Below are 21,879 nucleotides of genomic sequence, written 5' to 3' on the forward strand. Positions count from 1 at the left end.
GTTCATTGCTGCCTGCAGGGCTGGTCAGCGCCGCGAGTGCCATGTCTTCAAACAATTCTGTAAGCGGGAGTAATACCCCTATGTTCGCGTATGTCGGATCGCGCACAACCCGGGAGCGTAATGCCCGTGGTGATGGCATTACGGTCTATCGGGTGGATCAAGAAGCCGGCACGCTGGAGCAGGTGCAACTGGTCGACGACTTGGTGAACCCCTCGTTTCTTGCCCTCAATCGCGCTGGTGATCGTCTCTACACTGTCCATGGCGACCGTAGTGAGATCAGTGCCTTCAGCGTAGATAAGGCAAGTGGAAAGCTGACCTTCCTCAACCGCCAAAGCTGCGAAGGGAAGAATCCGGTGCATTTGACGCTGGATCCCAGCGAGCGGTTCTTGGTGGTTTCCAACCATATTACCGGCACCTTGGCGGTGCTGAATGTGGAAGAAAATGGCGCTCTGGGCGGTATCAACCAGTTGCTCAAGCTTGAAGGCCCTACTGGCCCTCACCGAGTTGAGCAGCCTTTCGCCAAGCCGCACTTCAACCCGTTTGATGCAACAGGGAACTACGTTCTGGTACCGGATAAGGGCCTGGATCGAGTGTTCAGCTTCCGCTTCGACAACGGCAAGCTGCATCCCGCCGATCAGCCATTCGCTATTGCCCGCGAGGGTTCTGGCCCGCGTCATATCGCAATGCACCCGAAAGCCGGTTTCGCCTATGTAATCAACGAGCTCGACTCAACCGTAACCAGCTACCGTTTCGACTCCCGCAGTGGTGCCCTGCAGCCGTTCCAGGTATTGCCGTCGCTGCCTGCAACCTATACCGGCAACAGCCGTGCTTCCGAGATCGAAGTGGATCGCAGTGGACGTTTCCTTTACGCCTCCAATCGCGGTTACGACAGCATTGCTGTGTTCAAGATTGACCAAGGAAGTGGCCTGCTAAGCCCGGTCGATTTCGTACCGAGCGAAGGAAAGACGCCGCGCTTCTTCACCCTAACGCCAAACCAGCGTTTCCTGTTTGCCCTCAACGAAGACAGCGACAGCATCGTGTCCTTCGCTGTCGATCAAAACAGCGGAGGGTTGAGTAAGACAGGCTTCTCGACCTCGACCGGTAGTCCGGTCTGCATGATCTTTTCCGCCTGATACCTGCTGTAACGATAACAATTAAAGGGCGAGCTACGGTTCGCCTTAGATGAGGTCTCTATGAACAACAACAAAACTGTCGATGAGCAGGCTGTCGTTCGCAAGGTTACCTTGCGGATCATCCCGTTCATGTTCTTGCTGTACATCGTCTCCTATCTGGATCGCGCCAATATTGGTTATGCCGCGCTGGAGATGAATAAGGAACTCGCCCTGACCAGCGAGGCGTTCGGCTTCATTTCAGGGATTTTCTTCATCGGCTATTTCCTGTTCGAAGTGCCGAGCAACGTGATGCTCAACAAGTTCGGCGCGCGGGTTTGGATCGCTCGGATTTTAGTAACCTGGGGTGCGATTGCCGCCGCCACCGCCTTCGCCCAGACCGCCAACCAGCTCTATGTGCTGCGCTTCTTCTTAGGCGTGGCCGAGGCGGGCTTCTTCCCGGGCGTGATCGTCTACCTGACCTACTGGTTCCGCTCGAAGGAGTTGGCCACTACAGTCGCGCTGTTCACGGCGGCAATCCCGGTCAGCTACATCATTGGCGCGCCGCTTTCGACCTGGATCATGGACAACATCAAGTGGTTCGACTGGAGCGGTTGGCGTTGGATGCTCTTCCTTGAAGGCGTTCCAGCCGTATTCCTTGGCGTTGCCTGCTTCTTCTTTCTGACTGACAAACCCGAGCAGGCCAAATGGCTGACTCAGCAGGAGAAAGACTGGTTGCTTGCGGAGCTTGAGCGCGACCGCCAGAGCCGCAAGAACGTCAAGCGCCTGAGTGTGTTCAAGACGATGGTCAACAAGAAGGTGCTGTACTTGGCCTTCATCTACTTCGTCTATCAATGCGGCAGCCTGGGCGTCGGTTACTGGATGCCGCAGATCATCAAGGGCTTCTCCAGCGACCTGACCCACACCCAGATCGGTCTCATCGCCATGCTGCCCTACATCGTTGCCACCGCAGCGATGATCATTTGGTCGCGCAGCTCCGACCGCCGTAACGAGCGCAAAATGCACTCAGCCATTCCGCTGGCAGTCGCAGCACTCGGCCTGATCGGTGCAGGCATGCTGCCCGGTGCCGTGGCGTCGATGGCGATGATCTGCGTCGCGCTGTCGGGCCTCTACAGCTTCAAGTCGCCGTTCTGGGCCTTGCCGACGTTGTTCCTCGACCGCGCGACCGCAGCGGTGTCGATTGCTGTGATCAACTCGATCGGTAACCTCGGCGGCTTCGTCGGGCCTTCGCTGATCGGCGTTGTGAAAGGCAGCAGCCAGAGTGCTGCCACTGGCTTGCTTTTCCTCAGCGCACTGCTGGTCATTGCCTTCCTGATGACGGCCCTGATGCGTGTCACCAACAGCGAGCCTGATCAACCAGTGGCTGCCTCGGCCCACTGATGCTCCTGGCCGCGCAGCGGCCTGCCCAAGGCTCCGAGTCGCTTCGACAGTTCCTGCCCAGTGCGTCGAAGCGGCTCGCAGTAGCGAAGCAATCCCCGTAACAAGCAAATCCTTCCTAGCTCAATCATGGGTTGGGCAGCGTCATGCCAACTAAATGGAATCGCCAGATGCACAACAACAAAAACATCATGCGTACCCTGATCACTCTGTCCCCCTGCCTGGTCGTCGGCACCGCCAGCGCAGAGGGTTTTGTTGAGGACAGCAAGGCAAGCCTGCAACTGCAGAACTACTACTTCAATCGCGATTTCCGCGATGGTACCGGCCAATCGAAGCGGGATGAATGGGCTCAGGGATTCCTGTTCGATTTCCGTTCTGGTTACACCCCAGGCACTGTGGGCTTTGGTCTCGATGCGTTGGGGATGCTGGGTATCAAGCTGGATTCAAGCCCTGACCGATCTGGTTCCGGCCTGCTGCCGGTACATGATGATGGGCGTGCTGCCGATGAATTCAGTCGTCTCGGCCTGACCGCCAAGGTGAAGGTTTCCGAAAGCGAGCTGAAGTACGGAACACTCATTCCTAAGCTGCCGACGGTACAGGCCAACACCGGGCGGATTCTGCCGCAGACCTTCGAAGGTGGCCTGGTAACCAGTAACGAAATCGAGGGCCTCACACTGACAGGCGCACGCTTCAATCGCGTGACTGATCGTGACTCTACCAACGCTCAGAAAATCACCCTGAACAACAAGAACCGTCGGTTTGCCGGTGCTGTGGAAGGTGACGATTACTGGGTGGGCGGATTCGATTATGCCGTCAACAAAGGGCTAACGATTAGCTACCAGTACGCCGAGCTGCAGGACGTTTATCGGCAGAGTTTCTTTGGTATCAATCACACATGGAGCATCGGCCCCGGTAAGCTTAAAAGCGACTTGCGGTACATGCTGAGCGACGATGCTGGCAACGCGAACGCTGGCGCTATCGACAGTGGTGCTCTCAGTGGTTTGTTCACCTATAGCCTGGGCGGCCATGCAGTTGGCCTTGGGCTCCAAAAGATGAACGGCGACACTTCAATGCCATTCCTCAATGGCACTGATCCGTATCTCACGAACTACATCCAGATCAACGATTTCGCTGAACCAGGTGAGCGCTCCTGGCAGTTACGGTACGACTACAACTTCGCCGCTGTCGGTATTCCCGGGCTGACCTTTATGACTCGCTATGTCAAAGGTGATCACGCTGATGCCGCTACTCATACCGGCGAGGGGCGAGAGTGGGAACGCAATACCGACATCGCCTACGTCTTCCCGTCGGGGGCCTTGAAAAATGTTGGTATCCGTTGGCGCAATGCGGCTTACCGCTCAAACCTCGCGCGTGGCGCTGATGAGAATCGCTTGATCGTTTCCTACACATTGCCAATTTGGTAATTCCCTCTCCAGGAGAACCACATGACAGCCGTTACCCCTGCGGTACTTGATGATTTGGCGCCAACAGGCGTTCTCTATGCTGCGATCAACTTCGGCAACCCCGTACTGGCTCAGCGTGGCCCGAACGGTGAGCCTCAAGGCGTATCAGTAGCGCTCGCCAAGTCCTTGGCACAGGAGTTGGGCGTATCGCTGGAAATGCGAACCTTCGACGCTGCCGGCAAGGTATTCGCCTCATTGGAAGAAGGCGTGTGGAATCTGGCGTTCTTGGCTATCGAGCCGGTGCGAGAGGCGCAGATTTCGTTTAGTGAACCGTACGTCATCATTGAAGGCACCTACCTAGTTGACTGTGATTCTCCATTCCAGTCCGTGACAGACCTCGACCAGAACGGTGTGAGGCTGGCAGTTGGCAAAGGTGCTGCCTATGACCTTTTCCTGAGCCGCACGCTGAAGCATGCCCAACTCGAACGCGCTGAAACCTCGGCAGGTGCAGTTGATCTGTTCCTTGAACAAAAGCTGGATGCCGCCGCTGGTGTTCGCCAGCCCCTCCAGAAGGTCGCGGATCTCGACCCTCGTTATCGCGTGCTTGATGACGCCTTTACGTCTATCCGTCAGGCGATGGCGGTGCCGCGAGGACGGGATGCCGGCGCTGCTTACGTCCGGGCGTTTGTGGAGCGTAAGAAAGCTGAAGGTTTCGTTCACGACGCACTGGCTCAGAGCGGTCAGGCGGACGTGACGGTTGCGCCGTAGAACGAAGTGTCAAGTGGAAGAGGTCGGAGACGGCCTCTCGTATTTGGAAGTGAAGGGCATACCGTCCTGCTGGATCACTGTATTTCCAATCCGGGCGTGCATGTGATCGACTGCCTTGTGGATTACAGTGAAAACGACCGTGTTCTCAATAGTGAATTAAGAGAACGAAGCCTCGCTATTTAATATCTCGTAACAAACGCGCTGTCGACATTTTCTCCAGATGTGCAGCGTTCTCGGCTTGAGAACGCTGTCTTTCCTAAAGACCAATTTCAATTTTTCTTGGCTCTTTCTAGGATGAGTCTGGAGCTGAAACGCACCTCCAGCGTCAGCTATACGTCCCTACAAAAACTATAAGGGTTACGTCATGTCCAAGAAAGTTGCATTTGTCACCGGTGGTATGGGTGGTATAGGAACTGCCATTTGTCAGCGTCTGTCCAGAGACGGATTCATCGTTGTGGCCGGCTGCGGCCCAGATTCTCCTATCCGTACCGAATGGCTGAAAAAGCAAAAGAAGGCAGGCTTTAATTTCATCGCGAGCGAAGGCAATGTTGCAGACTGGGACTCCACGGTCAAAGCCTTCGACAAGGTGAAAAAAGAAGTTGGCCCGATTGATGTGCTGGTCAACAATGCCGGGACTGCCTGTAATGTCCTCTTCCGCGATATGGTTCCAGGTGACTGGCAGACGGTTATCGATACCAACTTGAACTCTCTGTTTAACGTCACCAAACAGGTCATTGATGATATGACCGCAAGGGGGTGGGGCAGGGTGATCAATATCTCCTCTGTCAACGCTCAGCTGGGCCACGTCGGTCAAGTAAACTACGCCACTGCTAAATCTTCTATCCGGGGTTTCACATGTGCTCTCGCCCGCGAAGTCGCAGCACGTGGCGTTACTGTAAACACCGTTTCGCCTGGATACATTGCCACCGCACGCTTGAAAGCAATTACTGAAAACGAGCGCATGGACAAGGTGATTCAAGACATCCCTGTTAAACGGTTGGGCACGCCTGAGGAGGTGGCCTCAATGTGTGCCTGGTTGGCATCGGAGGAATCAGCGTTCGCAACGGGTGCTGACTTTGCTATTAACGGCGGCCTACATATGAGCTGAGTAACCAGTTCGGCAGTAATAGCTTATAACAATTACAATGTTGCTTCGGAGATAACAATGCTGTCCATTCTTGGCTACGGCATGATCATCACATTTATGTCGTTGATCATGACCAAGCGACTTGCGCCATTGGTGGCGATGACGACCATACCCATCATCTTCGCCATGTTGGGCGGCTTTACGGGCGACATGGGCCTGATGATGATTGAAGGGTTACGCAAAGTCGCCCCGACTGCAGTTATGGTCATGTTCGCAATTCTGTACTTCGGCATGATGTTTGATACCGGGTTGTTTGACCCCGTTATCCGCACCTTCTTGAAACTGATCAAGGGTGACCCTGCCAAGGCAGTGCTCTTCGCCACACTGCTGGCAGGAATGGTTTCACTTGATGGTGATGGGTCGACGACCTACATGATCACGGTTACTGCGATGCTGCCGTTGTTTAAACGGTTAAAAATCAACCCGCTTATATTGCCCTGCGTGGTTATCCTCGCTGCGAGTGTCACGAATCTGCTGCCGTGGGGTGGCCCACTCGCACGTGCTGCCGCATCGCTTCAGGTGGAAACCACAGAGCTGTTCCTGCCATTGATACCCGCGATGGTAATTGGCTTCCTGAGTGTCCTGGCATTGGCCTTTTATCTGGGACTGCAAGAGCGTAAACGGCTGGGGACACTGACGCTTCCGGGTGATCCGCGCCGGCATGCGAGCGTTTCGGATGATGACATCAGCGACCTGCTCACTCTCAGCGATGAGAATGCAGAGCTTCGTCGTCCTAAGCTGTTCTGGTTGAACGCGGTACTGACTATCGCGTTGATGGGCTGTCTTGTTGTTGAGTTGTTGCCGCTGCCCATCCTGTTCATGCTGGCTTTCTCGGTGGCCTTGGTAATTAACTATCCAGGTATCGACGATCAGCGCCGACGGATCGCGGCGCATGCGCCAACAGCGCTGAATCAAATAGCCATTTTCCTTGCCGCAGGCATCTTCGCCGGGATCCTTTCGGGTACCGGGATGGTCAAGGCAATGTCTGAAACGCTGCTATGGGCTTTGCCGGATAGCTGGGGCGCATACCTGGCGCCGATCACGGCAATCATCAGTATCCCCGGTACGTTCTTCATGTCTAACGATGCGTTCTACTATGGCGTGCTGCCTGTTCTGGCGCATGCTGCCGAAGCGTATGGGATCAGTGCGGCGGAAATCGGGCGTGCGTCGATGGTTGGCCAGCCGGTTCACTTGCTCAGTCCATTGGTAGCATCGACCTATCTGCTGGCAGGCCTTGCGGGCGTGGAATTCAGTGACCACCAGAAATACACCTTTAAGTGGTCGTTGCTGCTTTGCCTCGTCATCATGGCCGCATCGATGGCGTTCGGGTTGTATCCTTGGTACTCCACGGCAGCGTGATCGTCTAATGGTTAGCAGGGCTCTTGTCGGCGTGACATGAGCCCTGACTTCCGGGGGAAGTGAAGCATCCATCTTTGCTATGGAAAATACGATGAGCGCGCTGTGGGAAGGGTGAAAATCAGCCATAACGGCTGAGGTACGCTCTCGCGTATACTGACGGGCGTCGCAGCCGATTGATGGCACATTCGGCCTTCTCCCCTTTCGGTTTACATGCATGACATCCAGTTCCCTCGTCCAGCGAATCGTCACTCAAATTCGGCACCGAATTCAATTTGGCGACCTTGTCCCTGGCTCGCATTTGAGCGCTCAGAAAGTAGGGGATGAATTCCAGGTTTCGCGTTCACCTGCGCGGGAAGCACTGACTCTTCTGGCAGAGCAGGGCGTCGTTGAACAAATCCCAAATCGAGGTTTTTTTGTAATTGGCATTGCCAATGCTCTTCAAGGGCCGATCGATGAGGTAACCTCGCTTGAAGAGCCTGAGGAGTATTACCAGCTTTCAGAGGATTGGCTGAACGATGCGATACCTCCCCAGGTCACTGAAAAATACCTGCGAGAGCGCTACAACCTGACTAAATATCAGGTGACCGACATCCTTAACCGGGCCGCGAAGGTCGGTTGGGCTGAGCCTAAGCCTGGCTATGGATGGCGCTTTCTCGACGTAGCCAAAACGCCTGAGGCCTTGGAGCAAATCTATAAGGTGCGTGCGTTGATTGAGCCGGCAGCGTTGCTGGAGAGCGATTTTCATCACGATCTGGAAATACTGGGGCGCTTGAAGAGAGAGCAGCAGGACTTGTTATCGGGAGGGATCGAAACGCTGCCAGCGGACGCCCTACTGAAGTCCGGCATTCGCTTTCATGAAGAGCTTATCAGCCTCTCAGGTAACCCCCACTACCTCTTGATCCTCAAGCAACTGAACAACATGCGGCGATTGATCGAGTATCGCGCGATGATCGATCGCAAGCGCATGTATGGTCAGTGCGCCGAGCACCTGCGGATGGTGGAACTGGTCGTCGAGGGCAACAACCTGGAGGCAGCACATCTCATGAAGCGCCATCTCAGTGGCTCATTTGCGCGCAAATCGCCGATCCTTGGCCTTCGCCCGAAGGTCGAAAAAACGCTGAAGACCCTGTGAGGCTTCCAGAGGAGTGATCCTTCAAGCCGTTACCCGGATCCTTCATCATTCTGTTCATGGCCTTCTTGGGCCAGCCAGCGTTTCAAAACGGGTTCCGCGCATACCATGACGACCACCAAGCGCATGATCTGCATGGCTGTTACCACTCCGGCGCCAAGGTGTAGCGCCTCTGCTGTCAGGTACATCTCGGTGCTGCTACCAGGCATCATTCCCAGTGCCATGGTCAGTTCTGGAAGGCCAGAGAGTGCTCCGAAGCCCCAGGCGAACAGAAACGTTCCCGCGATCATACAGAGAGTGAATATGACCACTTTCAGAAGATAGGCCGGCGATCTGCGGAAGAACGCCCTGTCGAAAAAACTGCCTAGAGCGCAACCGATCATCAGCTGACCGTATTCGCTCAGCTCGACGGGTAAGGCTGTACGCAGATCGAATGTCGCGGTCAGCAGGGCGCACAAGGCCATGGGGGCGAACATCCATGGGTTGGGCAGTCCCACCCGTTTCCACAGCAGGGCTGCCAGCACACCGCCGGCCAGCATGGGACCGAGCCATATCCAGTCTGCAGGCAGGCGGTCTTGAACTGAGTCGGCGGGTGAAAGGTGTAAGAGCAGAAACATGGCCGGCGGTACGCTCAGCACTATCAGCACCAATCGAATACTGTGGGCCGCAGCGATTTGACTGACGTCGGCCTTGTAGTGCATGCCCAGTTGAATCATCTCGGCAAAATTCGCCGGCATGAAGGCGAAATAGGCTGTGGTGAGATCCATGCCTTGCCGTCTCATGAAAGCGATACCTGCAAGCGCCAATATCAAGGTGAGGAAGGCGGCAGCGAGCATGAGCAGAAAATGACTGAAAATTTCTTGAGCTACCGGCTGGGTAAAATGCAGGCCAATGGATGTAGCAATCAGCCATTGGCCTGATTTTCGTCCATTCGGGATTTCCGCGATCAACCATCCAGAGCAACGGACAACGATCACGGCTAGCATCGATCCGACGATCCAGGGAAGAGGCCAGTTTGCGATTACAGCGAGGAGGGCTCCACCGATACCTATCAGAGGTGTAGCCCACCATTGCTTCAAGCTAGCTTGCATTTGACGGTCACTTAAGTGGGTAGAGACGGCGGATTTCGGCGATGTTCTCCGGCGTCAGCGTCCGGAACTTGTGCTGGAAGATAAGCAAAAACAGCCTTGCTGTAGCTTCAAGTTCTTCTGTCGCGTCGACTGCAGCGCTCAAGCTTGTACCTGCTACAACCGGCCCGTGATGTGCTAAAAGCATGGCGTGATGATTGCTGGAGAACGAGCGTACCGCAGCAGCCAATGCGGGGTCGCCAGGTGCGTAGTAGGGCACTAGAGGTAGCTTCCCGACCCGCATGGCGTAATAGGCGGTAATCGCTGGCAGCAGGTCGTCAGGATCAAGCCCTTCGAGCACTGACACAGCAACTGAGTGAGTCGAGTGAAGATGCACCACTGCGCCGCTATCGGGGCGCTCTTGATACATGGCGAGATGCAGTATCAGCTCCTTCGACGGTTTATCACCGCTAATATGGCGACCATTCCAGTCCAGTTTGCTCAGTCTGGCAGGATCGAGGCGGCCAAGCGCAGAGCCCGTAGGGGTGAGTAGCCAACCATCGTCAAGGCGCACACTGATATTCCCGGTTCCCCCATGAGTCAGCCCTCTGTCGTACATGGATTTACCCAATAGCACGATTTCTTCGCGCTGCCTGTTCTCATTCATGGTGCTAACTCCAGCGCTTTGGAGAAAAAGTCGCGGGAGCCGAAATTCCCAGATTTCAGCGCAAGGGCTATAGGGTAATCACCCGTGCCTGTCGTCCAGGGCACGCCTGGGTCGATAGGATCACCTATGCGTAGGGCGGTTATACCTAATGCTCTCACTACAGCCCCGGAGGTTTCTCCTCCGGCGACTACGAAAGCGTTGACTCCCGCGTCTCGTAAGCCCACTGCAATCTGGGACAAGGCGTGCTCAACTATCTCGCCAGCTGCCATGGCGCCTAAGCATGTCTGAATGTCTTTCACTTCTGCAGGTAATGCGCTTGCGTAAATGAGCACAGGCCCGCCCACAAGCAGAGGCTTTGCCCACGCCAAAGCTTCATTAATCTTGTCGTGGTTCTTTGCGAGAAGCAGTGGATCAAGTGCCAGGTATGGCCGGCCAGTGCATTTCCAGTGCTCGACCTGGTCGAGCGTTGCTTTGGAGCAGCTCCCCGACAGCACCGCTGCATATCCATCAACGTGTGAAGTGAGCGATGCTGCGCAAGTATCAGCGAGCAAACCCCGTCGTTGGAAGTTGCCCGGAAGCCCCATAGCGACACCAGATCCACCGGTCACAAGCACATGGTCGCTGGCTGCCTCACCTATTACCTGAAGATCATGGTTGCTGATTGCATCGACGACCGCATAGGTGAAGCCATCTTCTTGCGCGTTGGCGAATGCCTGGCGCACAGCTTCGGCGCCCTGTTGGATAACGGAATGATTGATCAAGCCAACCTTTCGCGCGGTCTGCTGTTGGAGCACGCGCACAACGTTGCTATCGGTCATCGGCGTAAGTGGGTGGTCGCGCATACTGGACTCGCTGAGCAGCGTTTCACCCACGAACAAATGGCCGTTGTACAGCGTTCGATGATTTTCGGGGAAAGCCGGGCATACTAGTGCGAATGAGAGGCCGAGGGCGTCAATCAGTGCATCTGCGATGGGGCCGATATTGCCTTGGCTAGTAGAGTCAAAAGTGGAGCAGTATTTGTAAAAATACTGGCGGCAGCCCAGCTTTCGGAGCCACGCAAGCGCAGCTAGCGACTCGTCGACTGCTTCGTCGGGTGGCATCGTTCTTGTTTTAAGTGCAATAACCACGGCATCGACGTTCGCATCGAGCGGCGTTTGAGGTACACCGATCACTAGCACAGTCCGCAACCCACTCCTGACCAGCATGCTTGCGAGGTCTGTTGCGCCTGTGAAATCGTCAGCAATGCAGCCCAGTAATACTTGACTCAAAGCCCAATCCTCCAATGCCATGCTCAAGCGCTCACGGCTTGAGTCAAGGCGTAGGTAAGTAAATGGAGCGCCGCTTCCTCCCGTACTGGCGCACCCTCGTGTGCAACATCGTTCTGCTAGCCAGAGATGGCCTGCGCGACGGCCGTGCCAAAGGCACGGCACCCGAGTTGGCCACCCAAGTCAGCGGTGCGGTTGGAGGGGGTTTCCAATATGGCGTCTACCGCTTGCTCCATCGCTGTACCTGCTTCATGCAGCACCGGCACACGATGATGCTCCCCCATCCACTGGAGTAGCATTGCAACCGAGAGGATCATCGAAACCGGGTTAGCGACATCCTTGCCTGCAATGTCGGGTGCTGAGCCGTGCTGGGCTTGAGCGCAGCAGTGGCTATCACTGGCCATGATCGAACCCGCTAGGCCGAGGCTGCCGGACAGCTCGCTAGCCAGATCGCTGATGATGTCCCCGTAGAAATTCGTCGCAACCACTACGTCGAAGCGCTCGGGGTTACGCACCAGATGAGCCGTTGACGCATCGACCAGCAGGTCGTCGAGCTCGACCAGGGGAAACTCTTGGGCGACATGGCGAACGCATTCCAGGAACAATCCATCGGTCATGTGAAAGCTATTGGCTTTGTGAATAGCGGTCACTTTACGGTTGCGCTTCATCGCTAACTCGAAGGCGCGACGGGCTATGCGTTCGCTGCAATGTCGCGTGATTTTGCGGGTTGAGAGTGCCATGTCAGGGGATGGCATGACCTCACCCCAGCCACGAGACATGTTGCGGTCAGGATAGAACCCTTCGGTGGCCTCTCGCATGATCACCAGGTTCATCGCCTTGCCCGGCTTCATGTTCGATTCAATAAACGGGCGTGTGCGTGCTGGGCGCACATTGGCGTAGAGATCCAGCCCGATGCGAAATCCTGCTGAGACGTTGCGACCACCTTTTTCTGGCGCCGGGTAATCAGCGTGGGACTGGGTACCTAGGATTATTCCGTCATAGGTTTTCGCTTTTTCGAGCACCTCATCTCGCAGGGTAGTGCCGTATTTGTCCAGGCTCACAAAGCCTACGTCGTCGTAGTCGAAGTGAAGACCGAGATTGAATTTCTGATTGGTAGCGTGCAGTACGCGCATCGAGGATTCAATGATTTCGGGGCCAATGCCATCGCAGGGAAGTACCAAAATCCGCATCACACTCTCCTTGAGCCAATAGGTAAAAGTCCAGCAGAACAAGCGGCTTTTGCATGCCTTCGGCATGTTCCAAGCGCGAAGGGGGCCTGCTCGCTTCTCGCAGACAAGCCAAATTCACCGAATAGGTTTTGGCTTCGCACGATTGCATTTTATTGCATTCAAATCCAATATGTGCAAGATTTGATTTTCCACTGACAAAACCAGAGCTGCCCAATGAGCGAAAAAACCACGGATTTATGCGACCGAGTGGGTACAAGGGCCAAAGCCCTCGCTGATCAGGGTTGGGCGGGTGTGTTGGTAAACGGATTTGTTCGCGATAAGGGTGTGCTGAAGACATTGCCGCTTGGCATCAGAGCGCTTGGGGTCATCCCGATCAAGTCGGTGAAGCGTGATGAAGGGCAGATCGGATTGAGCATCAGATTTGCAGGTCAGCTCATACAGCCCGGCGACATGATTTTTGTCGACGAGGATTGCATTGTGATTTTGAGCGAGGAATGTTGATGAGCGCGAATGCTGTAGGCCGAAAACGTATTTTCCTAATTCATGCAACGCCCTTGGCGGTGCCTCCAATCACCGATGCATTTGCTCGCCTTTGGCCTGAGGCGGAGCTCTGCAATCTACTGGAGGATTCACTCTCCAGGGACGTGAGTGTCGCAGGCCGCGTTACACCTGCGTTGGAGGGACGCTTCTTGAGCCTTGCGCGTTATGCGCAATCTGCAGGGGCAGATGCAATCCTGTTCACCTGCTCTGCTTTCGGAGGCGCCATAGATTTGTGCAAAGCCGCCCTCTCTATTCCGGTGCTTAAACCTAATGAAGCCATGCTAGAGGAAGCCTTGAGTTATGGCTCGCGAATTGCGCTCTTGGCCACATTTGCGCCATCTATCAGTTCCATCACAGAGGAAATCATGGAGGCAGCTGAGCGCTGCCAGCTGAAGGTTCGTGTCCAATCTGCCTCTGCGCCGGCAGCTATGGCAGCGCTCCAGGCTGGCGATATAGCGAGGCATGACCAATTGGTGAGTGAAAAAATTGCCTCGATCGCCGACGCAGACGTGATTTGTCTTGCTCAATTTTCTATGACCACAGCGGCGTCGCGCTGCATGAGCCTTACCGATAGGCCCGTGCTAACCACTCCAGAGAGTGCGGTCAGGAAGCTCCGTCATATCTTGGGGGAGGGCGATCAAAACCGTGATCTCCTCTAGGGAAAGCCCCTAAAAAATGTGCAGCTGCCTAGGCCTGGAAGAAAACGGCTCGGCCTGTAAAAGCACCGAGCCTAAGAGGGATGCAGTTACATCAAAGGAGCTTGAACCCTTTTTCGATGACCATGTCGCGGAGGTCTTTACGGCCACCCATGTATTCCATACTGGTCATGGAGTTGTGCAGAGCCCCTTTCCAGGTCTTCGGTGTCATTTTCTGCTGCGTGCGGAAGTCTTGGCTTGCCTGCTCATAGCCGTCCATGTAGTCACGGTAGCCTTCTTGGTTGTAACGGTTGTAGTGCAGAACTAAAGGTTGAGCAGGGCGTGGGCGGATCGCACTGGTGCGGCCTGGATCAGGATGACCCAGAGCCATGCCGAAGCTCACGAAAGCGTGCTCTGGCAGGTTGATGATATCGGCAAGATCCTTGGCAATGTTGCGCATGACCCCTAAGAACACGATACCCAGACCCATCGACTCGGCTGCCAACGAAGCATTTTGCGCCGCAAGTGTGGCGTCGACAGATGCCATCAGGAACGAGTCGAGGTAATCCAGAACGAACGGATCATCACCCAGCTCGCGGGTAATGCCTGCCGAGCGAGAAGCGTCTGCGATCCAGAGGAGAAGTGCCGGTGCTTCCAGGATCCAGGGGATACGGTCAACTTTCACTTCACGAGCAAGGGTGTCATGAATTTCTTTTTTGAGGGCCACATCAGTGACTGCTACCAAGCTCCACTGGTTGAGAGCGGAGGAGGTGGAGGCAGACTGAGCGGCAGCCACCATCGTCTCGATGGTACCTTCAGGCAGCGCGTCTGGAAGGAACGTCCGGACTGACTTGTGACGCAACATGGCCTCAACGACGGGGGTCATGATGATTTTTTCAGGTTTGACCTGGTTACCATAGCGTTGCTGAACCAAGTCAGCTTGTGCGTGATTAAGCTCAGTCATCTGAGGTCTCCTAGTAAGAGTGGCCACAGAATAGCGCTCTAAAAGGCCAAGATAATCCACCAAAAGCCGACTACATAATTCACCTGTGTGGACAATCAATGTGATAGGAATAATATCTGGAGATGGATCATTTAACGTCAATTCGCGCATTCCAACGGATCGTGGAGACTCGCTCATTCACCAAGGCGGCGGCTCATTTGGGCATGCCACGCTCCTCCGTGAGCAAGGCTTTGCAAGAGCTTGAGCAACACCTCGGCACCAAGCTGTTGCAGCGCACTACTCGCGCGGTCACGCTGACGATGGAGGGGGCTGAGTATTATCGAAAGGTCAGCCAATTGGTTGCTCGACTAGACGAAGCTGAGATCAACCTGCGTGATATGGGGGCTGCTTCTCGTGGAAGGCTTCGCGTCGATATGCATTCGTCGCTGGCTCAATTCATTTTGATTCCACTGTTGAGCGAGTTCAGGGGGCGTCACCCTCAGATCCAATTGGCGCTCGGGATCAGTGACCGCCCTGTGAATCTGATTGAGGAAGGTGTCGACTGCGTGATTCGTGCTGGTCAGTTAGCAGATTCCTCGTTGGTGGCGAAGACTCTTTTCAAGGACAAACTGGTGACCTGCGCGAGTCCAGGTTATCTGGAGCAATACGGTATACCAGCAACCCCATCAGACCTGGACAATCACTTGCTCGTCGGTTACTTCAGTGCCTCGAACGGTGAGGTCTGGCCTTTACGTTTTCGCAAGCGCGGAGGAGAACACCTCATCTCTCGTTACGATGTCGCTGCGAATGACAGTGCCAGTCAGATTAGTATGTTGGTGAATGGTCTTGGTATTGGACAGACACATGCCACTGTAGCGGCTCATCTTTTTGAGACAGGAGCGCTCGTCCCGATCCTCGAAGATCACACCAACGCCAATATCCCAATCTCGGTCATTTACCCCCCAAACAAACAGTTGAATGCTCGCGTGCGCTTGTTCGTTGATTGGATCGTTGAGCGTCTTTCCGAGCATCCATGACGAGGAGAGGGGCTTTGATCAAAATCGGGCGGGGGTAAGTGGTTCGTCTAGGAACGCGTTGAAGTCTTGCATGGGCATGTCTCACTGTTCCACCAATAGGACAAACTAACGCATTTTTGCCTCCTTATCAGCTATTGATCTCCCCGGTAGGATTCTCTCCATCGTGATCGCCCACTGGCGCGGTCTTCAATCACAGGAGAGTCCCATGAAACTGTTGCACATCGATTCGAGCATCCTGGGCGACAATTCCGCCTCCCGCCAACTGAGCCGTGAAGTGGTCGAGGCCTGGAAAGCCGCCGACCCGAGCGTAGAAGTGGTTTACCGTGACCTGGCCGCTGACGCCATCGCCCACTTTTCCGCCGCCACTTTGGTTGCTGCTGGTACCCCGGAAGACATGCGCGATGCTGCCCAGGCGTTCGAAGCCAAGCTGAGCGCAGAAACCCTGGAAGAATTCCTGGCCGCTGATGCTGTGGTCATTGGCGCGCCGATGTACAACTTCACCGTGCCGACCCAGCTCAAGGCCTGGATCGACCGCGTGGCCGTTGCTGGCAAGACCTTCCGCTACACCGAAGCGGGCCCGGAAGGCCTGTGCGGCAACAAGAAAGTGGTGTTGGTTTCCACCGCCGGTGGTCTGCACGCAGGCCAGCCGACAGGCGCTGGGCATGAAGACTTCCTGAAAGTGTTCCTGGGCTTTATCGGTGTCACTGACCTGGAAATTGTCCGCGCCCATGGCCTGGCCTATGGCCCGGAGCAGCGCAGCCAGGCAATTGACGCTGCACAAGCGCAGATTGCCAACGAGCTGTTTGCAGCTGCCTGATGGTAAACCCGGGGCCCGTCAGGGCCCCATTGCCGGCAAGCCGTCAGGCGACCTGAATACTCGGATCGGCCGCCGCCAAGGCTGCTGCACGATCAGCCGCTGGCGGGTAGATCCACATCGAGTTGATCTGCGATTTAAGCGCTTTGGCCTCGGCCTTGTCCTCCGGCGGCGCCACCGTACGCTCCCACCCTTCGGTATACACCGCGCCCCAGGCGCCCAGGTCCAGGCAGGTCACATACTTGGGTTGGCTGTACGTCATCGGTGCCACGCCAATCAGTTCGGCCGCTGCATTGTTGCCCGCATAGCGCCCCAGTGGAATCGCGTGCTGGCAGGACATCACCGCGTAGTTGCCAAGCTCATCGCAGGCGGCGTAGGCCACATCACCGGCCGCATATACCGCATCATTACCCTTGACCTTCAGGTTGCCATTCACATGCAAGCGGCCCTGGCGGTCGCGCTCGCCGCTGATCTGCCCGGTGAGCGGGTTGGCCTTGAATCCCACCGTCCAAACCACCGTACTGGCATCGATGCGCTGACCGTTGTCCAGCAGCACGCCGGCAGGGTCTACCGAGGCCACCGTGGCACCGCAGATCCATTCCACGCCTAACGCCTCGGATGCCTGTTCGATGGCTGGGCGAATGCCTTCGCCCAAGGCTGCACCGATATTTGCAGCGCGGTCGACCACTACCACGCGTAACGCTGCGTCTTCACCAAGGATGTTGCGTAGCCGTGCTGGCAGTTCGGTTGCAGTCTCGATGCCGGTAAAGCCGCCCCCGGCCACTACCACGGTGTTGCGTGCCGGTGTGTCGGGCTTGTTGGCCAGTGATTTCAGATGGGCTTCCAGGCGTGCGGCGCTGTCGATCTTGTCGACATCGAAGACGTGCTCGATGCCGACCATGTCAGGCCGGTTGAGCACACTGCCGCAGGCCATGATCAGGCGGTCGTAGGGCAGGGCGCACTGGGTGCCGCTGGGGGTGCGGTAGCTGACCCGCCGGGCGGCTTCATCTATGTGGAATGCCGTGCCTTGCACGAAGCGGACGTTGACCGCATCGAACAACGCTTGCAGTGGCGCGGCCATTGTGTGTACGTCTGGTTCGTAGAAGCGTGGGCGCACCTGCAACTCGGCCTGGGGCGCGAGCAAGGTAACCTCGATGTCCTTGCTGGCGCTGAGGTCAAGCTGGCGGATGGCGCTGAGTGCGCTCCACAGGCCGGCAAAGCCTGCGCCGATGATCAGGATCTGCTTCATGTTTTCGCTCCTTTTCAAGTTCGGTTAACAAGGTAGACCGTGTTGCGGGTCAACGGTGTTACGAGCGCCTGCAGGAGTGCTTCAGAATGTTGGCGGTGTGATCACCTGGTTTACCAAGACGGACCGCATTCGCACTTCGCACAGTAACAGTGGCACTGTTGCGCAACCCTTGGCCACAACTGTGCTGGTCCCTGCCGAAGGAATAGCCTTATGCTGTAACGAAATATGTCTAGAAAGCCTGAAGAAGGAAGCCGCAATGCCGCTCAAGGACCTGCTGATCGCCCTGGTGGTGATTGTCGCCTGGGGAGTCAACTTCGTGGTCATCAAGGTTGGCCTCGAGGGCTTGCCGCCGATGTTGCTGGGGGCATTGCGCTTCTTGTTGGTGGCGTTCCCGGCGATCTTGCTGGTCAAGCGGCCCAAACTGCCGTGGCGCTGGTTGATCGCCTACGGTGCGACCATTTCGCTGGGCCAGTTCGCGTTCCTGTTCCAGGCCATGTACAGCGGCATGCCGCCAGGGCTGGCCTCGTTGATCCTGCAGTCGCAAGCCTTCTTCACCCTCGGTTTCGCTGCGTTGTTCCTTGGTGAACGGCTGCGCCTGGCCAGCGTGCTGGGGCTGCTTGTAGCGGCCTGCGGCCTGGCACTGATTGGCAGTGAAGACGGCGGCCATGTGCCCCTGCTGGCGCTGGTGCTGACCCTGTGCGGCGGTGCGATGTGGGGCTTGGGCAATATCATCACCCGGCGGTTTGGTTCGGTTGACCTGGTGGCGCTGGTTATCTGGGGCGGGCTGATCCCGCCATTGCCGTTTCTGGCGTTGTCCTGGTGGCTGGAAGGCCCTGAGCGCATTGGCCATGCCTTGGTCAACATCAGCTGGAGCTCGGTGCTGGCGTTGGTGTACCTGGCCTTTGTCGCCACCATGCTTGGTTACAGCTTGTGGAGCACACTGTTGTCACGCCACCCAGCGGGCAAGGTGGCGCCGTTCTCGTTGCTGGTGCCGGTGATTGGCTTGAGTTCGTCGGCATTGCTGTTGGGCGAGCGGCTGACCGCCATCCAGGGCTGGGGCGCATTGCTGGTCATGGCCGGGTTGCTGGTGAACGTGTTTGGCGCTCGGCTTGGCCTGCGCTTGCGCGCGGCCAACGCGTAAAGCCCATCCATCTGCTGGACTGCGCTCTGTTAGAATCGGCCTCTTTTGCCAGGCCAGCGGAGCGCACCCATGATCATTTCCACCACCAGCCAGCTTGAAGGCCGCCCGATTGCCGAATACCTGGGCGTGGTCAGCTCCGAATCAGTGCAGGGCATCAACTTCGTGCGTGATTTCTTTGCACGCTTTCGCGATTTCTTCGGCGGCCGTTCGCAAACCCTGGAGAGCGCGCTGCGCGAGGCGCGCGAGCAGGCCACCGAAGAACTCAAGGCACGGGCACGGCAGTTGCACGCCGATGCAGTAGTGGGTGTGGATTTCGAGATCAGCATGCCGTCGGTACAGGGCGGCATGGTCGTGGTATTTGCCACCGGTACGGCAGTGCGCTTGAAGTAGAGCGCTCTGCCACTGGTCGGCTGCCGGGATCTTGTCCGGGCGGTCCGCAAATGACCAGCTAGTCTCATTTTCACAGGCCGCGTTTCCTGGGCAGCTCTTCTGGTTGCCGACGTGACCGCCACTGGAGGGAGACAGGGCATGAGCGAATCCTTTTTCGAAGACCTGAACGATGCGTTCCCGATCAACAGCCAGGTGCGTTGCGGCCAGGCGGCCTTCCGCCTGGGGTTCGCCCACATGACGCTGGATGATTCCGAACAGCTCCAGCCTGCACACCTGCAGCGCAGCAAAAAAGGCCGCTTCATGCCGCGGGTTCCGCTGAAGAAGTGATCCCGCCCCAGTACATGACCCCGCCGAATGGCGGGGTTTTTATTGCGCTTTGTTGATCCGCCTCATGGCATTGCCGGGTAGCACTCGCCGGCTGGCCGAGGTTGTGGTTTTCTGGCGGGGCATTCCAGTAACGGAGGATTGAATGCTCATGCGAGTCAGGGAACAGACCTATTGGCAATGGGCCGACGCACAGCTGCACAGCCGCAGCCACGATGAAGCCCTCAGTGATGGCACCACGCTGGATGTGCAGGTGCGCCTGTCACGTCTGGGGGCTACCCAGTTGTTTTTGGGGTTGTACGCTGAAGATGGGCGCGCTTTGCTGGAGGAGTACTACCCAACACGGCCGGGTGAGACCATGACCCGCGCCCTGGTGTGGGGCGTCGACCGTGCCCGGGCGATGGCAACCGGTGCCTTGCCCTTGCCAGAAACCCGCAACCAGCTGCGCCATGCATGAAAAAGCCCGGCCAAAGTGGGCCGGGCTCAGGTAAAGGCGGGAACCCTCAGTTAAGCGGTTCGATCACCTTGACTGCCTGCTGCTCACGGGCAGCGGGCCATTCTTGTTGCAGGGTCTGCAGCACGCGGCCAACGAACTCGGTGTCGGCGGCGGCCTTCTTGCCAACGTAGCCTTGGCCACGGCGGTAGACCTTGAAGCGGGCACGCATGCTGGGCAGGTGCTCTTCAAATTCATCTTCGATGGTGTTAGGTGGCAGGCGGTCGAGGCGCACTTCACCGGTTTGGCTGACCCACAGCAGGTGGTCGTCAAGGCTGTCTTTGCGTACGGCGAACAGCTGGGCCAATTGGTCGATAGTCGGATTGTTGTTCAAGTTCATCATAAAGCCCCCATTACCCATTCGTAGGTGATTTTCACAGTTGGCGCTACACGGTGTAGCGCACTACCAAGGCTGCTACAGCAGCATCGCAACAGGGGCTTTCTCACGCTGCCTTTTGGACAGTTTCCCTCTCCACGGACGGCCTGCGTTACCGCGCAGGCCGTCTGGAACACCCTTGCCACCGCTCCCGATCGGGGAGACGGCTTCATCATGCACAAGGGCGATGAACGGCGTCAACCATTTTGTAGTGAATATTTTCTGGCACTACATTTCTGTCGTTTTGTTCGACAATCGCTGCTCGCACTACAGTCCGGACAGTATCTCGAAGGCGGCGCGCACCCGCGCTTCGTTCGGGTAGTTTCGATTGGCCAGCAACACGACAGCCAGCTGTTCGGAAGGCACGAACGCGGCGTAGGCACCAAAACCGTTGGTTGAACCGGTCTTGTTGTACCACGCAGCCGGCTGGGCGGGCAGGGTCGGTTGCAAGCGTGTGGTGGCTTGCGGTTCACGGATCAGCCGCGGGCTGTTGCCATCGACCAGCGTGGCCAGCGTTACCGGGTAGGGGTAGCGCTCCCAGCCCAGCCCCTGCGTCATGGCGCCGACCTGGAAGTAGCCCTGTTGGGTGATGGCGGTGGCTGACGCCAGTGCCGGTGGCAGGCCCTGCGGCTGCATGTGCAGGCGCACATAGCGCAGCAGGTCGCTGGCACTGGTCTTGATGCCGTAAGCCTCGTCGGCGTAAGGGCCAGGGCCGACGCGCACCGGTTTGTCGGTGGCGTCGTAGCCCTGGGCATAAAGCCCTTGGGCACTGGCCGGGACGTGCAGGTAGGTGTTTTCCAGGCCCATCTTCGGCAGCAGGCCATCGGTCATCAGCGTGGCGAACGGTTGATGCTGTGCGCGGGCTGCAAGGTCGCCGAACAAGCCCAGGCTAGGGTTTGAGTAGCAACGTTGGGTGCCTGGTTTGGCACGAGGCTGCCAATGGCGGAAGAAATCGACTACCTGCTGCGGCGTCTGCACGTCGTCCGGGAACTGCAACGGCAGGCAGTCGGCGCTGTAAGCACCCAATTCCAGTACGGTCGCGTTACCGATAGGGGATCCGCCCAGTGCCGGGTGATAGCGCTTGGCCGGGGCCTCGAAGTCCAGTTGGCCCTCGGCACTGGCCAGTGCGGCCAGGGTGGCCGTGTAGGTCTTGCTCAGTGAGCCGATCTCAAACAGCGTGTCTCGGCTAACCGGCACGTTCTCGGCCTTGCTGGCAACGCCGTAGCTGAAGTAGTGCGCGTGGTCGCGTGCGTAGATCGCCACCGCCATGCCGCTGATGCCTTGCGCCTGCATCAGTGGACGGATGATGCGGTCTACCTTGGCTTGCAGCTGGTCGTCGGCCTGGGCGCTGGCATGGCCCAAGGTGAGGGTAATGGAGGCCGCAAGCGCGGTCAGGCGGGAGAGGGGCATGGAGGGGGCCTTTTGTGGAGCATGT

23 protein-coding genes and 1 pseudogene are annotated in these 21,879 nt (G+C 57.0%); 16 read left to right on the plus strand and 8 right to left on the minus strand.

Going from position 1 to position 21,879, the window contains the following annotated elements; all coding sequences use genetic code 11:
• Positions 1-80 precede the first annotated feature (80 nt).
• From QQL85_RS10595 to QQL85_RS10630, 8 genes and pseudogenes are all read left to right on the plus strand, one after another.
• On the plus strand, positions 81-1,133 hold the full coding sequence (locus QQL85_RS10595; RefSeq protein WP_284353897.1) for a lactonase family protein: 1,053 nt from the start codon (positions 81-83) through the stop codon (positions 1,131-1,133).
• A gap of 60 nt (positions 1,134-1,193) precedes the next feature.
• Complete coding sequence (locus tag QQL85_RS10600) at positions 1,194-2,510, plus strand: MFS transporter (protein WP_284353778.1); 1,317 nt, start codon at positions 1,194-1,196, stop codon at positions 2,508-2,510.
• A gap of 167 nt (positions 2,511-2,677) precedes the next feature.
• Positions 2,678-3,931: an OprD family porin gene (locus tag QQL85_RS10605; protein ID WP_434482130.1), complete on the plus strand. Its 1,254-nt coding sequence runs from the start codon at positions 2,678-2,680 to the stop codon at positions 3,929-3,931.
• Positions 3,932-3,952: 21 nt separating this feature from the next.
• Positions 3,953-4,678 carry an ABC transporter substrate-binding protein gene (locus QQL85_RS10610; protein ID WP_284353777.1) on the plus strand — a complete coding sequence of 242 codons (726 nt, stop codon included), beginning with the start codon at positions 3,953-3,955 and terminating at the stop codon, positions 4,676-4,678.
• Between the two features lie 84 nt (positions 4,679-4,762).
• Positions 4,763-4,861 (plus strand): annotated as a pseudogene (locus QQL85_RS10615) (hypothetical protein); the annotation flags it as partial.
• A 181-nt stretch (positions 4,862-5,042) separates the two neighbouring features.
• Entirely contained in the window at positions 5,043-5,786 is a 744-nt protein-coding gene (phbB, locus tag QQL85_RS10620) for an acetoacetyl-CoA reductase (protein WP_284353776.1), read from the plus strand.
• A 57-nt stretch (positions 5,787-5,843) separates the two neighbouring features.
• Positions 5,844-7,184 (plus strand): CitMHS family transporter, encoded by a 1,341-nt coding sequence (locus QQL85_RS10625; protein WP_284353775.1) that lies wholly within the window; start codon positions 5,844-5,846, stop codon positions 7,182-7,184.
• Between the two features lie 214 nt (positions 7,185-7,398).
• Positions 7,399-8,316 carry a GntR family transcriptional regulator gene (locus tag QQL85_RS10630; RefSeq protein WP_284353774.1) on the plus strand — a complete coding sequence of 306 codons (918 nt, stop codon included), beginning with the start codon at positions 7,399-7,401 and terminating at the stop codon, positions 8,314-8,316.
• Positions 8,317-8,345: 29 nt separating this feature from the next.
• Here QQL85_RS10630 and QQL85_RS10635 read toward each other — a convergent pair whose 3' ends face one another.
• The 4 genes from QQL85_RS10635 to QQL85_RS10650 form a co-directional block, all read right to left on the minus strand.
• Entirely contained in the window at positions 8,346-9,404 is a 1,059-nt protein-coding gene (locus QQL85_RS10635) for an AbrB family transcriptional regulator (protein WP_284353773.1), read from the minus strand.
• A 7-nt stretch (positions 9,405-9,411) separates the two neighbouring features.
• Entirely contained in the window at positions 9,412-10,047 is a 636-nt protein-coding gene (otnC, locus tag QQL85_RS10640; RefSeq protein ID WP_284353772.1) for a 3-oxo-tetronate 4-phosphate decarboxylase, read from the minus strand.
• Positions 10,044-11,336 carry a 3-oxo-tetronate kinase gene (otnK, locus tag QQL85_RS10645; RefSeq protein WP_284353771.1) on the minus strand — a complete coding sequence of 431 codons (1,293 nt, stop codon included), beginning with the start codon at positions 11,334-11,336 and terminating at the stop codon, positions 10,044-10,046. Before otnK ends, otnC begins: the two co-directional genes overlap by 4 nt.
• A gap of 95 nt (positions 11,337-11,431) precedes the next feature.
• Positions 11,432-12,502: an isocitrate/isopropylmalate dehydrogenase family protein gene (locus QQL85_RS10650; protein ID WP_284353770.1), complete on the minus strand. Its 1,071-nt coding sequence runs from the start codon at positions 12,500-12,502 to the stop codon at positions 11,432-11,434.
• Positions 12,503-12,715: 213 nt separating this feature from the next.
• On the opposite strand from QQL85_RS10650, the gene QQL85_RS10655 reads away from it, so the two are divergent.
• Entirely contained in the window at positions 12,716-13,003 is a 288-nt protein-coding gene (locus QQL85_RS10655) for a hypothetical protein (protein ID WP_284353769.1), read from the plus strand.
• On the plus strand, positions 13,003-13,701 hold the full coding sequence (locus QQL85_RS10660) for an aspartate/glutamate racemase family protein (RefSeq protein WP_284353768.1): 699 nt from the start codon (positions 13,003-13,005) through the stop codon (positions 13,699-13,701). The genes QQL85_RS10655 and QQL85_RS10660 overlap by 1 nt, the downstream gene beginning before the upstream one ends.
• A 91-nt stretch (positions 13,702-13,792) precedes the next feature.
• Here the strand turns inward: QQL85_RS10660 and QQL85_RS10665 are convergent, their stop codons facing one another.
• Positions 13,793-14,641 carry a nitroreductase family protein gene (locus QQL85_RS10665; protein ID WP_284353767.1) on the minus strand — a complete coding sequence of 283 codons (849 nt, stop codon included), beginning with the start codon at positions 14,639-14,641 and terminating at the stop codon, positions 13,793-13,795.
• 122 nt (positions 14,642-14,763) lie between these two features.
• Between QQL85_RS10665 and QQL85_RS10670 the strand changes: the two genes are divergently transcribed.
• Positions 14,764-15,657 (plus strand): LysR family transcriptional regulator, encoded by an 894-nt coding sequence (locus QQL85_RS10670; protein WP_284353766.1) that lies wholly within the window; start codon positions 14,764-14,766, stop codon positions 15,655-15,657.
• A gap of 205 nt (positions 15,658-15,862) precedes the next feature.
• Entirely contained in the window at positions 15,863-16,474 is a 612-nt protein-coding gene (locus QQL85_RS10675) for an FMN-dependent NADH-azoreductase (RefSeq protein WP_046616615.1), read from the plus strand.
• A gap of 43 nt (positions 16,475-16,517) precedes the next feature.
• On the opposite strand, the gene QQL85_RS10680 is transcribed toward QQL85_RS10675, so the two are convergent.
• The gene (locus QQL85_RS10680) at positions 16,518-17,720 is read right to left on the minus strand and encodes an NAD(P)/FAD-dependent oxidoreductase (RefSeq protein ID WP_284353765.1); all 1,203 of its coding nucleotides are present in this window, start codon (positions 17,718-17,720) and stop codon (positions 16,518-16,520) included.
• Positions 17,721-17,976: 256 nt separating this feature from the next.
• On the opposite strand from QQL85_RS10680, the gene QQL85_RS10685 reads away from it, so the two are divergent.
• The 4 genes from QQL85_RS10685 to QQL85_RS10700 all read left to right on the plus strand — a co-directional run bounded on the left by QQL85_RS10685 (position 17,977) and on the right by QQL85_RS10700 (position 20,032).
• Positions 17,977-18,861: an EamA family transporter gene (locus QQL85_RS10685; protein ID WP_284353764.1), complete on the plus strand. Its 885-nt coding sequence runs from the start codon at positions 17,977-17,979 to the stop codon at positions 18,859-18,861.
• Positions 18,862-18,930: 69 nt separating this feature from the next.
• Complete coding sequence (locus tag QQL85_RS10690; protein WP_008098148.1) at positions 18,931-19,251, plus strand: YbjQ family protein; 321 nt, start codon at positions 18,931-18,933, stop codon at positions 19,249-19,251.
• Between the two features lie 138 nt (positions 19,252-19,389).
• Positions 19,390-19,578, plus strand: coding sequence for a hypothetical protein (locus QQL85_RS10695; RefSeq protein ID WP_003253897.1), 189 nt, complete (start codon positions 19,390-19,392; stop codon positions 19,576-19,578).
• A 142-nt stretch (positions 19,579-19,720) separates the two neighbouring features.
• Positions 19,721-20,032, plus strand: coding sequence for a hypothetical protein (locus QQL85_RS10700; RefSeq protein ID WP_284353763.1), 312 nt, complete (start codon positions 19,721-19,723; stop codon positions 20,030-20,032).
• Between the two features lie 46 nt (positions 20,033-20,078).
• Here the strand turns inward: QQL85_RS10700 and QQL85_RS10705 are convergent, their stop codons facing one another.
• Together QQL85_RS10705 and ampC are read right to left on the minus strand one after the other, a co-directional pair.
• Positions 20,079-20,411, minus strand: a complete 333-nt coding sequence (locus QQL85_RS10705; protein ID WP_284353762.1) for a hypothetical protein — start codon at positions 20,409-20,411, stop codon at positions 20,079-20,081.
• Between the two features lie 300 nt (positions 20,412-20,711).
• Positions 20,712-21,854, minus strand: a complete 1,143-nt coding sequence (gene ampC / locus QQL85_RS10710; RefSeq protein WP_284353761.1) for a class C beta-lactamase — start codon at positions 21,852-21,854, stop codon at positions 20,712-20,714.
• Between the last annotated feature and the right edge of the window lie 25 nt (positions 21,855-21,879).

It is taken from the genome of Pseudomonas putida, from assembly GCF_030159595.1.
Taxonomy (GTDB): Bacteria; Pseudomonadota; Gammaproteobacteria; order Pseudomonadales; family Pseudomonadaceae; genus Aquipseudomonas; species Aquipseudomonas putida_AC.

Bases quoted from the DNA above. Each gene is read 5' to 3' on its own strand.
- QQL85_RS10665 (WP_284353767.1), bottom strand. From the start codon at position 14,641: ATGACTGAGCTTAATCACGCACAAGCTGACTTGGTTCAGCAACGCTAT.
- QQL85_RS10600 (WP_284353778.1), top strand. From the start codon at position 1,194: ATGAACAACAACAAAACTGTCGATGAGCAGGCTGTCGTTCGCAAGGTT.
- QQL85_RS10680 (WP_284353765.1), bottom strand. From the start codon at position 17,720: ATGAAGCAGATCCTGATCATCGGCGCAGGCTTTGCCGGCCTGTGGAGC.
- QQL85_RS10685 (WP_284353764.1), top strand. From the start codon at position 17,977: ATGCCGCTCAAGGACCTGCTGATCGCCCTGGTGGTGATTGTCGCCTGG.
- QQL85_RS10675 (WP_046616615.1), top strand. From the start codon at position 15,863: ATGAAACTGTTGCACATCGATTCGAGCATCCTGGGCGACAATTCCGCC.
- phbB (WP_284353776.1), top strand. From the start codon at position 5,043: ATGTCCAAGAAAGTTGCATTTGTCACCGGTGGTATGGGTGGTATAGGA.
- QQL85_RS10650 (WP_284353770.1), bottom strand. From the start codon at position 12,502: ATGCGGATTTTGGTACTTCCCTGCGATGGCATTGGCCCCGAAATCATT.
- QQL85_RS10630 (WP_284353774.1), top strand. From the start codon at position 7,399: ATGACATCCAGTTCCCTCGTCCAGCGAATCGTCACTCAAATTCGGCAC.
- QQL85_RS10660 (WP_284353768.1), top strand. From the start codon at position 13,003: ATGAGCGCGAATGCTGTAGGCCGAAAACGTATTTTCCTAATTCATGCA.
- QQL85_RS10605 (WP_434482130.1), top strand. From the start codon at position 2,678: ATGCACAACAACAAAAACATCATGCGTACCCTGATCACTCTGTCCCCC.
- QQL85_RS10695 (WP_003253897.1), top strand. From the start codon at position 19,390: ATGAGCGAATCCTTTTTCGAAGACCTGAACGATGCGTTCCCGATCAAC.
- QQL85_RS10690 (WP_008098148.1), top strand. From the start codon at position 18,931: ATGATCATTTCCACCACCAGCCAGCTTGAAGGCCGCCCGATTGCCGAA.
- QQL85_RS10655 (WP_284353769.1), top strand. From the start codon at position 12,716: ATGAGCGAAAAAACCACGGATTTATGCGACCGAGTGGGTACAAGGGCC.
- QQL85_RS10670 (WP_284353766.1), top strand. From the start codon at position 14,764: ATGGATCATTTAACGTCAATTCGCGCATTCCAACGGATCGTGGAGACT.
- ampC (WP_284353761.1), bottom strand. From the start codon at position 21,854: ATGCCCCTCTCCCGCCTGACCGCGCTTGCGGCCTCCATTACCCTCACC.
- otnC (WP_284353772.1), bottom strand. From the start codon at position 10,047: ATGAATGAGAACAGGCAGCGCGAAGAAATCGTGCTATTGGGTAAATCC.
- QQL85_RS10595 (WP_284353897.1), top strand. From the start codon at position 81: ATGTTCGCGTATGTCGGATCGCGCACAACCCGGGAGCGTAATGCCCGT.
- QQL85_RS10700 (WP_284353763.1), top strand. From the start codon at position 19,721: ATGCTCATGCGAGTCAGGGAACAGACCTATTGGCAATGGGCCGACGCA.
- QQL85_RS10610 (WP_284353777.1), top strand. From the start codon at position 3,953: ATGACAGCCGTTACCCCTGCGGTACTTGATGATTTGGCGCCAACAGGC.
- otnK (WP_284353771.1), bottom strand. From the start codon at position 11,336: ATGGCATTGGAGGATTGGGCTTTGAGTCAAGTATTACTGGGCTGCATT.
- QQL85_RS10625 (WP_284353775.1), top strand. From the start codon at position 5,844: ATGCTGTCCATTCTTGGCTACGGCATGATCATCACATTTATGTCGTTG.
- QQL85_RS10705 (WP_284353762.1), bottom strand. From the start codon at position 20,411: ATGATGAACTTGAACAACAATCCGACTATCGACCAATTGGCCCAGCTG.
- QQL85_RS10635 (WP_284353773.1), bottom strand. From the start codon at position 9,404: ATGCAAGCTAGCTTGAAGCAATGGTGGGCTACACCTCTGATAGGTATC.